Origin of the sequence: Emticicia aquatilis, assembly GCF_014644295.1 — a bacterium.
In the GTDB taxonomy this organism is placed as follows: Bacteria; Bacteroidota; Bacteroidia; order Cytophagales; family Spirosomataceae; genus Emticicia; species Emticicia aquatilis.
In genome coordinates this window covers 102,644-120,047 of sequence record NZ_BMKK01000016.1, presented here as the reverse complement: position 1 = coordinate 120,047, position 17,404 = coordinate 102,644, and the positions used below count along the sequence as shown (strand labels likewise).

11 protein-coding genes are annotated in these 17,404 nt (G+C 37.0%); 8 read left to right on the top strand and 3 right to left on the bottom strand.

The window, feature by feature from the left end; genetic code table 11:
- Positions 1–203: 203 nt before the first annotated feature.
- The 7 genes from IEX65_RS25795 to IEX65_RS25765 all read left to right on the top strand — a co-directional run bounded on the left by IEX65_RS25795 (position 204) and on the right by IEX65_RS25765 (position 7,298).
- Positions 204–806 carry a TetR/AcrR family transcriptional regulator gene (locus IEX65_RS25795; protein ID WP_188770885.1) on the top strand — a complete coding sequence of 201 codons (603 nt, stop codon included), beginning with the start codon at positions 204–206 and terminating at the stop codon, positions 804–806.
- 32 nt (positions 807–838) lie between these two features.
- Complete coding sequence (locus tag IEX65_RS25790) at positions 839–2,104, top strand: TolC family protein (RefSeq protein WP_188770883.1); 1,266 nt, start codon at positions 839–841, stop codon at positions 2,102–2,104.
- Positions 2,105–2,128: 24 nt separating this feature from the next.
- Positions 2,129–3,112, top strand: a complete 984-nt coding sequence (locus tag IEX65_RS25785; RefSeq protein ID WP_188770881.1) for an HlyD family secretion protein — start codon at positions 2,129–2,131, stop codon at positions 3,110–3,112.
- Positions 3,113–3,123: 11 nt separating this feature from the next.
- Complete coding sequence (locus IEX65_RS25780) at positions 3,124–4,041, top strand: ABC transporter ATP-binding protein (protein WP_188770879.1); 918 nt, start codon at positions 3,124–3,126, stop codon at positions 4,039–4,041.
- Positions 4,034–4,780: an ABC transporter ATP-binding protein gene (locus IEX65_RS25775; RefSeq protein WP_188770877.1), complete on the top strand. Its 747-nt coding sequence runs from the start codon at positions 4,034–4,036 to the stop codon at positions 4,778–4,780. Before IEX65_RS25780 ends, IEX65_RS25775 begins: the two co-directional genes overlap by 8 nt.
- Positions 4,781–4,981: 201 nt before the next feature.
- Entirely contained in the window at positions 4,982–6,088 is a 1,107-nt protein-coding gene (locus tag IEX65_RS25770) for an ABC transporter permease (protein WP_188770875.1), read from the top strand.
- Between the two features lie 88 nt (positions 6,089–6,176).
- A complete protein-coding gene (locus IEX65_RS25765) occupies positions 6,177–7,298 on the top strand; it encodes an ABC transporter permease (protein WP_188770874.1) in 1,122 nt (373 codons plus the stop codon).
- Between the two features lie 2 nt (positions 7,299–7,300).
- On the opposite strand, the gene IEX65_RS25760 is transcribed toward IEX65_RS25765, so the two are convergent.
- Both IEX65_RS25760 and tamL read right to left on the bottom strand, forming a co-directional pair.
- Positions 7,301–7,816, bottom strand: a complete 516-nt coding sequence (locus tag IEX65_RS25760; RefSeq protein ID WP_188770872.1) for a hypothetical protein — start codon at positions 7,814–7,816, stop codon at positions 7,301–7,303.
- 251 nt (positions 7,817–8,067) lie between these two features.
- Positions 8,068–10,551 carry a translocation and assembly module lipoprotein TamL gene (gene tamL, locus IEX65_RS25755; RefSeq protein WP_188770871.1) on the bottom strand — a complete coding sequence of 828 codons (2,484 nt, stop codon included), beginning with the start codon at positions 10,549–10,551 and terminating at the stop codon, positions 8,068–8,070.
- Positions 10,552–10,615: 64 nt separating this feature from the next.
- Between tamL and IEX65_RS25750 the strand changes: the two genes are divergently transcribed.
- A complete protein-coding gene (locus IEX65_RS25750; protein ID WP_188770869.1) occupies positions 10,616–11,419 on the top strand; it encodes a TrmH family RNA methyltransferase in 804 nt (267 codons plus the stop codon).
- Between the two features lie 48 nt (positions 11,420–11,467).
- Here the strand turns inward: IEX65_RS25750 and IEX65_RS25745 are convergent, their stop codons facing one another.
- The gene (locus IEX65_RS25745; RefSeq protein ID WP_188770867.1) at positions 11,468–17,260 is read right to left on the bottom strand and encodes an Ig-like domain-containing protein; all 5,793 of its coding nucleotides are present in this window, start codon (positions 17,258–17,260) and stop codon (positions 11,468–11,470) included.
- Positions 17,261–17,404: the final 144 nt, after the last annotated feature.

Sequence of the window (17,404 nt, the reverse complement as noted above, 5' to 3'; positions counted from 1 at the left end):
AGCAATCAAATACTTTATTTGCAATTATAACCTTGAAATGAAAGCATTACATTTTTAGGACTACCTTATACCTTATTTCTTCCGCTTCATATTTTTTTACTGACTTCTTTGAATAATAAAATTGTAGGTAATAGCTACTCTGCCTATGTTTGTATTAATTTGTATTAAATTTAACTAAATGGTTAAACTAATTGGTTAATCAAATGAAACAGCAAAATAGCCAAACCGAAGAAAAGATTTTAGAAGCAGCCGAACAGATATTTCTGCGTGATGGCTATGGCGATGCCAGAATGCAAGACATTGCTGATTTGGCAGGAATAAACAAGGCTCTATTACATTATTATTTCCGCTCAAAAGACAATCTTTTTGAATACATTTTCGAGAAGAAAATCAGTGTGATGTTTCCAAAAATGGAAGAAATGTTTAATCAAAATCTATCTTTTTATGAAACTACTTGTGCTTTTATTGAGAAATATATTACCCTTTTGAATGATAATCCTTACATACCGATGTTTGTGATGTCCACCATCAATCGAGCTGATAGACAGGATTTTATAAAAAAACTACCCATTGGACTTATCCAGAAGTTTGCTGAATTGTATTTCAAAGATTTTTCGGTTGGAAAAGTTCGTGAGGTAAATCCAGCACAATTAATTATTTCAGTCATGAGTATGTGTGCCTTTCCTTTTATTGCAAGGCCAGTGATTAAAGAAATTACAAAAGCTGATGACGAACAATTCAAGGCTATCATGCAGTTCAGAATCTCAGAAATACAGCTTTATCTGAAATATATTTTGAATCAATAATAATTGAAAGAATTTATAAAAATAGTATCCAAATGAAACAAATTAGCACTTTACTTACGCTTTTACTGCTACTCAAAGGACTGTTGGTTTCGGGGCAAACTTCGCTACAATCGTGCATTGATTGGGCTGAACGAAATAACCCCCAAGCTAAAATTTTACCTTTGGTAAGCGAGGCTGAAGCCTTGCAAATAGCAGCACTCAATAAAAATTATTTGCCCCAAACTTTTATTGGTGGGCAAGCCACTTGGCAATCGGCCGTCACGAGTTTACCCATTTCATTGCCCAATATTCAAGTGCCAACAATCTCTAAAGACCAATATAAAGCAACTTTAGAATTGACCCAAACAATCTGGGATGGCGGTGCTACCAAAAGTCAAAAGCAAGTAGCAATGGCTAATGCGAATGCCGATTCAAGAAGTATTGAAAGCAGTTTGTACCAGATACGTGAGCAGATTTCAAATTTATATTTTGGTGCTTTATTGGCCGAAAAACAATATCAAAATACTGAAGTTATAAAAAATGATATTGAAAATCAGCTAAAAAAACAAAGTGCTAACCTTGATAACGGTACAGCTATTAAAAGTAATCTGATGATACTCGAAGCTCGATTGATTGAGTTGAAACAGCAACAAAGAGAAATTAAGAGTAGGAAATTAGCAGCCTTGAAAGGGCTTTCGATTTTAACAGGCAAAGATTTCTTAGAAACCACCACGCTGGAAGAACCACGTTTGGCATTGGCTGATAATGTAAGCATCGACCGCCCAGAACTCAAATTCTTTGATGCCCAAAAATCACTTGCCGAGGCCAACAAATTGGCTGTAAAATCGAAGTATGCTCCAAAGTTGAATTTATTCGCGACAGGTGGTTATGGTCGCCCTGGTTTGAATATGCTTTCACCTGATTTTGCTACTTATTTCATCGGAGGAGTTGCTCTTCGTGTGCCACTTTCTAATTTTTATTTGAAAACAAAATCTTCCGATTTACGTCAAATAGATATCAATAAAGAAAAAATCGAACAACAAAAGGCTCTTTTTCTGCAACAAACCCAGTTGAAATTGGTGGTTCAAAACGAAGACTTTCTAAAACTTCAAGATCAAATCAAAGAAGACCAAAGACTCATAGAAATTCGTGGCTACATGAAGAAAATTGCAGAAAATCGACTCGAAAATGGCATGGTAACCGTCAGCGATTATATTTCAGAAGTTGATAATGAATCAATTGCCAAGCAAAATTTGAGTTTACACCAAATTCAACAGATGCAGATTATCAATAATATAAAAATCTTGAAAGGAAATTAAGCAAACGCCTAAAGCATAAATCTTATGAAAACCATTTATCAAACATATTTTGCCGTAGCCTTAACACTCGGTATCACGGCCTGTAATTCTTCTAAAACCGATTTTGATGCCACTGGCGTTTTTGAAGCAGAAGAGATTATTATTTCATCAGAATCTACTGGTAAATTATTGAGCCTAAACCTTACCGAAGGTGATGCCTTAAAAATAGGGCAGGAGGTCGGACAAGTTGATTGTCAGAATATTAGCTTACAAAAAGCACAAGCTGAGGCAAGTATTGCAGCTCTGAAACTCAAACAAAATGAGGCAACACCACAAGTGCGAATTTTAGAGAAACAGATTGAAACACAAAGAGCGATGTTGGCTACTCAAAAAGAGCAACTTTCACTTTTTGAGAAAGAACGCAAACGCCTACAAAATTTAGTAAATGCCGAAGCTGCACCCACTAAACAATTAGACGATATTGTTGGTCAAATTGAAGTTTTAAAAAAGCAAATGGCAAGTACGCAAAGCCAAATTGACGTTATTACTCAGCAAATTACCTCACAAAAAGAGCAAATTGGCATCCAAAATCGTGGTATTTTAAGCGAATCCCAACCGCTCAAAGTGCGTGTGGCACAGATTGAAGAACAGTTAGGTCATTGTAAAATCATCAATCCAATTGCAGGAACGGTTTTGGTGAAATACGCTGAGTCGAATGAAATGACAGGTATGGGGAAACCATTGTATAAAATTGCCGATTTAAGCACCATGACGCTTCGTGCTTATATTTCGGGAACCCAACTTGGACAAGTAAAAGTAAATCAGCCTGTGAAGATTTTCATTGATAACGGCAAAGACTCTTATAAAGAAATGCAGGGTACAATTTCTTGGATTTCGAACAAAGCAGAATTTACGCCTAAGACCATTCAGACCAAAGATGAGCGAGAAAACTTAGTTTATGCGGCTAAAATCAAGGTAAAAAATGATGGATTTGTCAAGATTGGAATGTATGGGGAAGTGAAATTTTAAACGAAGCCGATATGTCATCAGTAATTATTGAAAATATTACCAAAACCTACGAAAAAGGCATAGTAAAGGCACTTGATAATGTAAGTTTTGAAGTAAAATCGGGCGAGTTGTTCGGACTTATTGGTGCTGATGGTGCAGGAAAAACAACACTTTTCAGAATCCTGACAACCCTACTTATTCCCGATTCGGGCAAAGCCACAGTTGCAGGTTTTGATGTAATAAAAGATCTCAAGCAAATCAGACAAATTGTAGGGTATATGCCCGGAAAGTTTTCGCTTTACCAAGACCTAAGCATCGAAGAAAATCTTAATTTTTTTGCCACGGTTTTTGGTACAACCGTAGAAGAAAACTTTGAGTTGATTCGAGATATTTATGTGCAAATCGAGCCTTTCAAAAAGCGTTTGGCTGGCAAACTTTCGGGAGGTATGAAGCAAAAATTAGCACTTTGTTGTGCTTTGATTCATGAGCCCAAAGTCTTGTTTTTAGATGAACCCACCACGGGTGTTGACCCTGTTTCGAGGAAAGAATTTTGGGAAATGTTGGGCCGATTAAAAGAACGAGGAATTACGATAATTGTCTCTACACCCTACATGGACGAAGCAAAACTCTGTGATAGAATTGCTCTGATTCAAAATTCCAAAATTTTAGATGTAGATACACTCGAAGGTATTCTTACCAAGAATAAACAAAATCTCTTTGCCGTAAGCAGCGATAATATGTATCAACTTCTGAAAGATTTACGTGCTTACACCGATGCTGTTTCTTGTTTTGCTTTTGGTCAGCATCATCATTTACAAGTAAAAACACCTACTTCGAGCGACGAAAAACTTAGAGCATATCTTGCCCATCGTAATCATACAAATGTTTCTATTGAGACCATTAATCCCGATATCGAAGATACTTTTATAAAACTCATGCAAGATGCTTAACGAAGAAATTGTCATAAAAACGAATAAATTGACCAAGACTTTCGGCGATTTTACGGCTGTCAATGCGATTAGTTTTGAAGTGAAATCTGGAGAAATATTTGGTTTTTTGGGAGCCAACGGAGCTGGCAAAACAACCGCCATGCGTATTTTGTGTGGTTTGCTTTCACCCACTTCGGGCGAGGCAATGGTTGCTGGCTATGATGTTTATAAAGAAAATGAGTTGATTAAAAAGCACATTGGCTATATGAGTCAGAAGTTTTCTTTGTACGAAAATCTAACGGTAAGAGAAAATATCGAGTTTTTCGGTGGAATTTATGGACTTTCTCGAAAAGAATTGAAAGAAAAAGGCAACGATTTGATTGGGAGATTGGGTATGGAAAAAGAAGCCAATAAATTGGTTGGTTCTTTGCCCTTAGGCTGGAAACAAAAAATTTCGTTTTCAACGGCCATTTTGCATCAACCTAAAATTGTGTTCTTAGATGAACCAACGGGTGGCGTTGACCCAATCACTCGCCGCCAATTTTGGGATATGATTTATGAAGCTACCGACGCAGGAATTACAATTTTCGTAACGACGCACTACATGGACGAGGCCGAATATTGTAATAGAGTTTCGATAATGGTTGATGGCTCAATTTCAGCACTTGATACACCACATCAATTAAAAGAACAATTTGAAACAGATTCAATGGAGGGCGTATTTCTCAAATTGGCTCGCCAAGCCAAGCGTGGGGAATAATTTTTTAATTAAAACTAACGGCTCATAAGTAGCTGTTTATAATTAGTTTATACCTTCAAAACCTTTGAAGTTTGACCCCATTCGGGGTCAGATATTGGTAGTAGTCAATATATTTTCTATCAATATTCGACCCCGAATAGGGTCGAACAAAACCACAAAATAATATAAACTATTTTTCACCATGTGCTTAGCTTTCAATATATGAAACTATTCTTCTCCTTCATACGCAAAGAATTTTGGCACGTATTACGTGATACCAGAAGTTTAGTCATTTTGCTCGGAATGCCTGTAATGATGATGCTTTTGTTTGGTTTTGCCTTATCAAATGAGGTTAAAAATTCAAATATTGGCATTTTAGATTTATCGCATGATGAAAGTACGCAATTATTAACCAACCGTTTCGACCAAAGTAGGTACTTTTCTGTTACAAAAAATCTAACTCATGAAAGTCAAATTGAAGAAGCATTCCGAAAAAATGAGTTAAGAATGGTCGTGATTTTTCCTCCGAAATTTCGAGAGAGTTTGTTGCATACAAATCAAGCACAAATTCGATTAGTGGGCGATGCAACTGACCCAAATACTTCAAACATCATGATTAATTATGCTTCGGCGATTCTTCGAGATTATCAGAACGAGATCTTTGGCGAGCAGAAATTTCCCTATCAAATTAATGTAGAAAGTAGTATGCTTTATAACCCCAAGTTAAGTAGCAGTTTCAACTTTGTGCCAGGAGTAATGACTTTGATTTTGATGTTGTTGGGAGCCATGATGACCTCTGTTTCGATTGTAAAAGAGAAAGAAAAAGGCACGATGGAAATCTTATTGGTTTCGCCTATGAGGCCTCTGATGGTGGTTATTACGAAGGCCATTCCATATCTTTTATTGTGCTTTATTGATGTACTTTTGATTTTAGTTTTGGCTTACACCGTGCTTGACATGCCACTTCGAGGGAATATTCTTTTGCTTTTGGCCGAGAGTATCTTATTTATTTTCACAACGCTTTCATTGGGCTTATTAATCTCAAATTTAGTAGATAAGCAACAAACAGCCATGTTTATTTCTTTGGTAGGTCTCATGATGCCCGCATTGATTTTCAGTGGATTTATGTTTCCGCTCGAAAATATGCCGCTTCCAATGCAAATTATTAGTAATCTGATTCCTACAAAATGGTATTACAGCATTGTAAGCAGTATCATGGTGAAAGGCTTAGGAATTAAATTTATCTGGAAACAAACCTTGATTTTAGTTGCCATGACGGTTTTCTATCTTGCGGTAGCGATGAAGAAATTTAAAATTAGATTGGAATAAACTTGAGGCGAAAATTTGATTCAATTACGGTTAGACTTCTAAAGCTTGCAAAACTTCCAAAGTCTTGGAAAACTAATTCAACATTAACATGAGAAATCTTTCATTCATATTACAAAAAGAATTTCGGCAGATTTTTAGAGATAAAACCATTCTTCGGATGATGTTTATCATGCCCATTCTACAATTAATTATCATTCCATTGGCAGCCGACTATGAGATAAAACACTTATCCATTAGTGTCATTGACCAAGACCATTCGACTTATTCGAAGCGATTGACTTCAAAACTTACGTCTTCGGGTTATTTTCGATTGGTGCAATATGATAATTCGTATAGCAAAGCTCTTGAAAATGTAGGAAATGGTAAAACCGATTTGATTCTTACGATTCCTGCCCACTTTGAGCGTGATTTAATCAAAGAAAATAAAGCCACTTTAGCTTTGGCCGCTGATGCCGTAAGTAATACAAAAGCAGGTTTGGGGTCCTCTTTTGCTACTCAAATTATTAACGATTTTAATAATGAGATTAGAGAAGAATGGATACGCTTGCCGAGGTTCAATGATTTGCCACAAATTCAGATTACGAATGTCAACTGGTATAATCCGCACATTGATTATCACCTGTTTATGGTTCCGGGAATCTTGGCCATTTTAGTTACTATGGTTGGAAGTTTTTTGGCAAGTTTGAATATTGTTTCTGAGAAAGAAATCGGTACAATTGAGCAAATAAACGTAACGCCCATCAAAAAACATGAATTTATATTAGGAAAACTCATTCCGTTTTGGGTTTTAGGTATGATTAGCGTTACGATGGGTATGCTGGTAGCTTTTGCTATTTTCAGAATCATTCCACAAGGTTCATATTTGTTAATTTACTTGTTTTCGGGAGTGTATTTGTTGAGCGTGCTTGGTATCGGGCTATTACTCAGCACATTCTCAGATTCGCAGCAACAAGCTACACTTTTTGCCTTTTTCTTTATGATGGTATTTGTATTAATGAGTGGTTTATATACGCCCATTGATAGTATGCCAACTTGGGCAAAAGTAATAGCCTATTGCAATCCGCCAATGTATTTTGTTAAAGTTATCCGTTCGATATTTATCAAAGGAAGTGGCTTTACTGATATGCTACCAGAATTTGGTGCAATCGTAGTTTTCGCTATTTTCTTTAATCTTTTAGCAATTCTGAATTACCGCAAACGTAGTGCGTAAACTTATTTCAGCGTAAAACTATTCAAAAATGGCTCGATAAAAGGCTGATAAGCAGGGTATTTAGAGGTTTCGGCAGAGAACGTAACAATATAAACCTTGCTTGATTTGACGTAGTAATATTGTCGCCAAGTTTGTTTATGGGTGTCTTTTTCGCCTGAGTACGTTACTCTGATTACATTCGATTTTAGCTTCTTTTTCTCAATAACTTTGAAGTTTTTGACGACCTTTGGCAAATAGCCAATCGAATAAGTGGCATATTGGTCGGCAGTGTAGCTTGCTGAAGGTAGGGGATTGAAAGTAAGATTAATACTTTCAGTATAGCCATCAGGCCATGAAAGTGTATCGGCTGGAGATAAAATCGAACATTCATTAACTGCACAGCCCGCCTTTAATCGCCAAGAGCTTGGATAGTCGATTTTATAAGGTTTAAAGTCTAATACTTTTATGCTATCCGTTAGTGATGAAGCATTGGCCGTAAATCCAATGAAGATAAAGAGTGAAATGAAAAGTTTTTTCATGTTTTAGAAAATAATAAAATTAAATTTCAAGTGTCTTTCTTTTTTGGGCCACTGATTTTATAAATCAAATAACCAAAGCCTACCAAGAAATGTAAAATAATCACCGCTCCGACTATGTAATATGTTGTCATTTTTGAAAATTTATTTTTTCAAAAATAGCTACTCTTTTTGCTTTGAAATATGATTTACATCACCCAATAAATTGGGGGGATATTAAGGAAGGCTTCATTTTTAGCGAAGTCTTCCTTTCTCTAAAACGGATATCCAATAGCAAAATGAAACACGGGGAAATATTCATTATTTCTACCCAGTTTCAGATTATCGAGTACAAATCTTTCTCCAGTTGCTTTTGCAGGGTCAAAAACTTTCACTCCCCAGTCGAAACGAGCAACAAAATAATCTAAGTCAAGGCGAATACCCGCACCAGTACCAACCGCAAATTCTTTATAAAATCGTGTCCAATCAAAATTTGCTTGGTTATATTTTGTGTCAATCTGATACCATTTCCAGACATTTCCCGCATCAACGAAAAAGCCAGCATTCCAGTTACCAATGAATCTGAACATATATTTGCGGTATTCGATGCTCGTTTCGAGCAGAATATCACCTGGTTGTTGCGAGAAACGGTTATTGATTGTTGTCCCCAAAGCCGAACCAGGCCCGAGTGTACGTGGTCGCCAAGCTCGAATACTGTTAGGCCCACCAATAAAGAAATTTTTCTCAAACGGCATTGCTTGGTTTTGTCCGTAGGGGTGTGCAACGCCCAAATTGAGGCGGTACGCCCACGAGTCACGCTTATTGATAGGAATGTATTTTCTGAAATCTACATTTAGTTTAATAAACCTAAAATATGCCCGTTTTACTGTATCCAAGGGGAAAATTTGGTCAATAAAATTGATTTTATCTTTGTTCGGGAAAAAGTTTAAAGCCGTACCACCCGACTCAACAAAAAAGCGTAAGTATCTGGCTCGAATATTTTTACCTTGTTCTTGATTATTAAATACATAAGTTGCATTGATACTTGATACAAACTGAGGGTCGTAAAGTACTTTCAGATTTGGATTATCTAATAAAACCTGCTCAAAACTTTCACTTTTGTAAGGAGTATTTATTAAGTTAATATCGAACGGAGAAATCAAAACCGTTTCATATTTTGAGCGTTGCCATGAGTAATTACCTGTCAGACGAAATACTTGTCGTTCAAATAATCTTTGTTTGGAATTATTAAAACTGACCGCCAGCTGTGTACGTGGACTTTTCAGACTTAAAAGATTTGAAAATTTACTCAAAAATATAATTTTAGGAATATTTAATGCCAGATTTGCCCCCAGTTCTCGGCTTCTTTGAGTCGTGGAATCCAACCCTGGTTGTCCTTCGAGATTGGCTCGAATCCCAAGTTCGGTAGTTTCCAAGATACTCAATAAATTTCTGGCACGTAACGACACACTTGCCCCTCCTCCCAAAATATTATTGATATTGTTAAGGTCGAAATTATAGGCCGTCGTATATTTCGGATTGGTCGGAGCAATAATATCGGCTCTTAGTTTATTATCAGGCAATTGTGTGAATTTTACATTGGCAAAAGCAAATTGGTCGAGGCCATAAAGTTGACGATTAGTTTCGTTGACCAACGAGGCTTTAAACAACTGATTGGGACGAATCAGAATTTTCTTATCAAGAATTTTAGCTGGAAATTTCTTGCCAATAAAAGTGTATCGAATACTGTTGAGTTCGACATTGGTTGTATCAATCTTTTGAGAATTATCAGTCGAAGCATCGGCCGAAATAAAGTTGATAGATTCGAGCGTAAATTGGTCGTGTTGGTCTTTCTGAGCTGGATTACGAATATTTACCGCCAAATTTACTTTAAAACCACGCTTGATATAGTCGGTCGTGTCAATTTGAATACTGATATAGTTTTTTGAAACAAAATTAAAGTAACCATTATCTTTCAATAAGCTCTCGATTCGTAATTTTTCAGCATCAATATTATTAAAATCTACGTTGTCATTTCGCTGTAAAAGACTTTTTCGAGCATGAATTTTCAAGAGCGAATCAACCTTTCTGTCTTCAACAATATAGCTAATTGTATCGAGCAAATATGGCCTTTTTTCATCGACCAAGTACGTGATTTTGATGCGTTTATTCGTGTTTACCGAGTCGATTTGATATTTCACTTTGCTATCAAAAAAGCCCTTACTGTATAAATATTCGTTGATACTTTTGCTTGTTCTGTTGATAGCACTTTCGGTAATGATGGCAGGTGCTTCGCCAATATTTTTCATCCACCAGTTTTCTTTGGTGTCGAGTCTATCACGGTAAACACTTACTTTGCTTTGATATTTCTTTCTTTTTCTCTCAATCTTTGCGTCATAATTTACTGGATTTGGTAAGTTATTGAGTTTTGCTTGCCATTTTTCGAGCCTTTCAGTTATTTTAGTTTCATTATACATTGATTTGCCAAGATTGTAAAATGCAACATAAGGCGTTACAGGAAGGTATAAAATGCGTCGATTGGGTTTTTGAGTAGGCGGAATGAGTAATTCGAGTTCTTCGGTTGAAATTTCTTTATTACCTTTGAATTCAAAATTATTTAAGCGGTATTCGTCCCTTTCCAACTGAACGGTGCGAGTACACGAACTGATGATAGAAATCAACACGCAAGCGTAAGAAATGTTATAAAACAGGTTTTTATTAAATATCAGTCTGAGACGTGATACTATCTTTCGAATCATAATTGATTGATTATCAGTTTTTCTATCTAAAATTTTTAGTTATAAATCGTAAATCTTTGAATAGATGTTTTCAAAACAACAGCAAAAGTACGTTCAATCCTTACAAATAAAAAAATATCGACAAGAACATCAACGATTTTTGGTTGAAGGTGCAAAAAGCGTACAAGAATTATTGAAGTCTGATTTAGAAACAGAGTTGTTGTTGTGTACGCCCAAATTCTATGCTGAAAACGAAAAAATCTTAAAAAAAATATCTGTTGAACAGATTCCGCAGACAGAACTCGAAAAGCTCGGAACACTTCAAAGCAATGATGCGGCTTTAGCAGTGGTAAAAATGAGAGAAAATGTCCCTTTAATTGCTGATGCCGATGAGTTTGCTTTAGTTTTAGACGACATCCGTGACCCTGGAAACCTCGGCACGATTCTACGTATTGCCGATTGGTACGGCATCAAAAAGGTAATTTGCTCGGAAACAACCGTCGATTTTTATAACCCAAAAGTAGTTTCAGCTTCGATGGGTTCGTTTACAAGAATAAGAGTTTATTATTCTGAAATTTCAAAATATTTTGAAAATTTTGTAAAAATAATCAATTCTAATAATTCAAGTAAAAAAGTAATTATTGAAAATATTGATAAAAATAATAATATTGAAATTATTGGAACTTTTTTGGATTCTGAAAATGTTCATCATTTTGATTTCCCGAGTAGTGGTTATATAGTTTTAGGAAATGAATCGAATGGAATAGGAGAGGAGGTTGAAAAATTGATTACTAAAAAAATAACAATTCCGAGATTTGGAGAGGCCGAGTCTCTGAATGTGGGAATTGCTACGGCGGTGGTTTTGGATAATTTGCGAAGACGAGAATAAAAAAGTAATGCAGAGAACCGCAGTTTTCTGCATTACTTTTTCTTAAGTTTAGTTACAAGTACCAATTTCAGCTTTAAAAACAGCACCGACATTCACCGAAAATCCAGCTTCTAAATTTATACTTCTTCCAGCACTGAAAGCTGTATTTCCACCAGTTTGTATTTTGTTAGTTGCGGTAATTTTCTCTCCTGCTTTTTTATTAATAAGTGCAGAAATATCATCGCTTGGACTTTGTAGCGTCATATTTCTTGGGTTAACCTTGAATCCTGTGCTACTCAAATTGCTCATTTGTGAAGGTTTCGTGGCAAAAATCCTTGTTTTATACCCACTTCCCGCTGGAATATTTGCGGGAATTTGACAACTTACGATGCCCGCACTTGTACTTTCACCGATTTTGATAGGAGTTTCGAACGAGCCATTGGCATCTGAAAGCTGAATTTCAAATACATTTCCAGTTATAAAATTACCAGTAGTTGTAAAACTCACATCAAGCGAACTTCCTGCACAAAGTTCGATGAAACTATTTTGAGTCATCGTAATTGAAGTGCTATTACCAACAATGGTAAAATGAATGGTTTGTGGACCAAACATGATATTTCCTTGAGCGTATTCTTGAGAGTAACCTGTTACAGTAAGGGTGTATTCCCCGACTGGGAAGATTGGACCAAAAATATGGAACCATCTATTTTCAAAAGGAGAGTATGGATATATATTTTCGATAATATCTCGGTTATAGAGTGGCTCGGGGCCAGTCATTTGTATGCGTACACTGGGCGTGTTTACAGTATCGAGTTGACAGATTGGTGTTACAATAATACCTGTATTGATACTCATAGCATTAATTGTCATACCATCAGTTATTGGGAAAAAATATTCAAAATTATCACCTGCCTTTACGTAATCATATTTGAACATTTGTGTACATGGATTAACCACGACATTGCTGATGGCCGTAGCCGTACAGCCATTTGTACTTGTTACTGTGACCGTATAAATGCCTCTATCATCTAAATTTGCATTAAGTATCGAGACATTAGCATTGGTAGAGAGAAAATCATTAGGTCCACGCCACAAATAGGTAATTCCACCAGAGGCTGACAATTGTATTTTCTGTCCAATTTCGTAAGGGCCAGTATTGGTGGTACTTGCGGTTGGGTTTGTTAGAAATTGGACGTTAAGGATATTTCCTCTTGGACTAAGACCGCAAATATTTTCACAAACAGCAGTGTAAGTACCAGCAGTTGTGACATTTAGTGTAGACCCAGTACTGTTAGTGTTCCATCTAACTTGACCATTACAACCAGTTGCGATTAAAGTTTTGGAGGTTTCGTTACAGAGAATTGGTGAAGATAAAATGATATTTGGAGTTATTGGGCTTCGACCAGCCCTTATGACTATACTATTAGAGTTTTGACTTTCTCCACATATATTTGAACAAGTAGCAGTATATGTTCCACCATTATTGACTTCAAGATAAACGCTTGATTCTCCAGTATTCCATTTTATTTGACCATTACAGCCAGATGCACTAAGAGTTGCTCTTTCTCCATCACAAATGATTGTTTTATTTGAAGTAATTATTGGTGCGGAAGGAGAAAATCCTTTAGTGATTGTCACTACGTTACTTCCGAGACTTGTTCCACAGAAATTACTACAAGTCGCTGAAAATGTTCCTGTCGAATTTACTTGGATAAATGAGCCAGTAGCACCATTACTCCAATTGATAGAGCCACTACAACCAACTGCTGTTAATCGTGCTATCTCAGTGTTGCAAATTGAGGTTTTATCAGTAGTTATTATTGGAGCAGACGGAGTTAAGTTTTTGGTAATAATAATTTGATTAGATGCAGTACTTGTACCGCAACTATTTAAACAGACGGCTGTATATGTACCATTTGAAGAAACAATCAGACTTGTTCCTGTTGAGTTATTGTTCCATAGAATGCTACCGTTGCAACCCGTTGCTGTCAATGTGGCGGTTTCAGAATCGCAAATAGAAGTTTTATCTGTGGTAATACTGGGTTTGGTTGGTAGTGGATTGATAATAACATTAATAGAAGTAGTAGCAGAACAGGCAAAATTATTTGAAACTGTAACAGTATATGAACCCATGTAGTCTGATTTTGCGTTTACTCTATCTAATTTAAGAGTTTCAGAGGGGGCATAGTTAGTAGAAGTGAATCCATTTGGGCCAGTCCAAGAATACAATACACCTCCACTAACAGTAATACTTAGAGTTTGTTCTTCACAGACTGGACTGTTTGATGAGATTGTTGTAATAGGAGTTGCTTTTACTTCGTACACTAAGCTTGTTCGCTCAGACTCACACCCAGTATTATTATCTTTCTTACTTACATAGTAATTTGTCGTTCCAACAGCGTTTGTCGGTGGAGTGGGTGCTATACTACTACCTATTCCTCCAGTAGAATTATTTCCATACCATAATATAGTAAAATTACTTCCTTGTGCATTGGCAGTTAAAGATTGTGTAGGCGTATTTTGGCATATACTAAGAGGAGTTGTTAGTGGGGGAACTGGCTTTGAATTTATAGTTACAATTATTTCAGCTCTACTGGATTCACAACCAGTAAGGTTATTGATTTGACTTACATAATATTTTTTTATGTCTGCAATTGTTGGGTTTATTGTAGGAGCAGTCGTTGAACTAACACCACCAGTAGAACTATTGCCGTACCAAATTAGTGTATGATTTATTAAAGCTGTTGCTGTTAATGTCGTATTTGGACCTTCAGCACATAAGACTTTGTTTTCTATTATTGGCTGAATAGGATTAGGATTTACAATTACACTAACTGTTGATGTTACAGAACAATTATACTGATTGGTAATTCTCACTGTATATGTGCCTTGATTAGCAATTTGAGCATTTTGAATGACAGGATTTGCGAGTGTTGATGCAAATCCTTGTGGGCCTTGCCATGAGTAACTTGTTCCTCCAGTGGATGCTAAATTAATATTTTGTTCTGCACAGACTGGACTATTTGAAACACTATTTGGAAGTGGGTAAGAAGCAATTTCAACAGTTTGTGAGGTTTTTGTACTAACACAATTTGGTGCCCCCCCCGATTCACAAGTTACGAAATAGGTAGTCGAAGCAGATAAATTTGGCGTTGTGAAAGTTCCAGAACCCAAGATGGTGGTTGAAGTACTTGATTCATACCATTTAGCCGTACCAGTTGAGCAAGAAGCTGTTAGTGAAGCGGTTGAGCCACTACAAATGGTTTGTCCCGCTACCATTGGTGGGTTAGGTAAGTCATTAACGGTAACATTTTGCGAAGTTCTTGCACTCACACAGTTCGGCGACCCACCTGATTCACAAGTTACGAAATAGGTAGTCGAAGCAGATAAATTTGGCGTTGTGAAAGTTCCAGCACCCAAAACGGTTGTTGAAGTACTCGACTCATACCATTTAGCCGTACCAGTTGAGCAAGAAGCTGTTAGTGAAGCGGTTGAGCCACTACAAATGGTTTGTCCCGCCGCCATTGGTGGGTTAGGTAAGTCATTTACGGTAACATTTTGCGAAGTTCTTGCACTCACACAATTGGGTATTCCCCCCGATTCACAAGCCACGAAATAGGTAGTCGAAGCAGATAAATTTGGCGTTGTGAAAGTTCCAGAACCCAAGATGGTGGTTGAAGTACTTGATTCATACCATTTAGCCGTACCAGTTGAGCAAGAAGCTGTTAGTGAAGCGGTTGAGCCACTACAAATGGTTTGTCCCGCTACCGTTGGTGGGTTAGGTAAGTTATTAACGGTAACATTTTGCGAAGTTCTTGCACTCACACAGTTCGGCGACCCACCTGATTCACAAGCTATGAAATAAGTAATCGAAGCAGATAAATTCGGAGTTGTGAAAGAACCGCTACCTAAGACGGTTGTGGAAGTATTCGATTCATACCATTTAGCCGTTCCAGTTGCACAAGAAGCTGTTAGTGAAGCGGTTGAGCCACTACAAATGGTTTGTCCCGCCGCCACTGGTGGGTTAGGTAAGTCATTTACGGTAACGGTTTGCGAGGTTCTTGTACTCACACAATTGGGTGTTCCCCCCGATTCACAAGCTACGAAATAGGTAGTTGGAGTAGTTAAATTTGGCGTTGTGAAAGTTCCAGCACCCAAAACGGTTGTTGAAGTACTCGATTCATACCATTTAGCTGTACCAGTTGAGCAAGAAGCTGTTAGTGAAGCAGTTGAGCCACTACAACTGGTTTGTCCCGCCGCCACTGGTGGGTTAGGTAAGTCATTAACGGTAACGGTTTGCGAGGTTCTTGTACTCACACAATTGGGTATTCCCCCCGATTCACAAGCCACGAAATAGGTAGTAGGAGTAGTTAAATTTGGCGTTGTGAAAGAACCGCTACCTAAGACGGTTGTAGAAGTATTCGATTCATACCATTTAGCCGTTCCAGTTGCACAAGAAGCTGTTAGTGAAGCGGTTGAGCCACTACAAATGGTTTGTCCCGCTACCGTTGGTGGATTTGGGATTTCAATGACTGTTATTGTTTGTTCAACTCTATTACTTACGCATGTTTCAGATATTTCACAAGATACACTGTAAGTTTTATTCGGAGAACTTACATTATTAACCACTAAACTTCCACTACCTAAAGGCGTAGAGGAAGTTACAGATTCATACCAATATGCCGTACCTGTTGCACATGTTGCTGCTAAGGTTACATTAGTTCCAGTACAGGCTATTACATTGCTTGCAGTTGGTACATCGGGTGTTACACAAGCAGGAGCTTCAATATTTAGTAGATAGTCATGCACTTCACCACCACAATACATACCACAAGCATTGTCTGGGTCTATGTTACAACCATCACCCAAATCATTCGCAGCCACTACTAAAACTCTAAATTTCAAATCTGTACCTGTAAGTGCATCAGTAGGAATCGTTATACTACCCGAAGCACTTTCGGGTGGGCCATAACCAGGTTTATAGATTTCAGTAGAGTTATTATAGTATAATCTTTCTCCTGTATCTGCAAAATCACCGTCATTATTTTTGTCGAGCCAAATTGAGAAAAAAGCACTTGTATTATCAGAGCCAGCAGAGCTATAAACTGTTAAATCGAAATTATAACTATTTCCTGCTGTAACATTTATTGCTGTACTACTTGATGGGCTTAAACAACCTGTTTCTAAATCATTTATTAAAGTTGTTACGGGAGAAACCGATGAAAGTGAAAAAGAATGAAGCGAAATCGAGCATCCATTTAAAAATATAAGTGGACATATCGGTACTGGTGAGACATTTAATGTATAATCATGTATTTCTCCACCGCAATAAGTACCGCAAGCATCTGATGGGTCTGTATTGCAACCGATTCCTAAGTCATTAGCGGCTACTACTAATACCCTAAATTTTAAATCAACTCCAGTAGTGGCATCTGCAGGAATGGTAATTACGTCAGATGCAAATTCATCAGGTCCAAAGCCAGGTTTAAATATTTCAATACTATTGTTGTAATAGAGTCTTTCGCCTGTATCAGCAAAATCACCATCGTTGTTTTTATCCAACCAAATAGAAAAGAAAGCACTTGTATTATCTGACCCTGCACTACTAAAAACACTTAAATCGAAATTATAGGTATAACCTGCAGTTACGTTAATAACACTACTGGTACTTGGCCCAAAACATTGGGTGTCGGTATCTTCAATCAGAATAGTGGAAGTAGGGCTATAGCGTAAACCAAAACTATGTAGTGCAATCGAACACTCATCATTGAAAGTTGGCGTACACTGCCCAAATGAATGTTGTAAACCCAAAATTGTGATGAGTACAGTGATGATGTGAATTGTAGTATATTTTTTTTTCATGGCTTTTAAGTAAGGGAAAAGATTGTGAATACTTGGCCTTGTGGTAAAATAATTTCTTTTGATGCGTAATTGTCTAAAAACTTGCTCTTACCTTATACACTTTAGTTGATTTTTAGCCATTATTGACTTCGAAAGCTTGTTGTA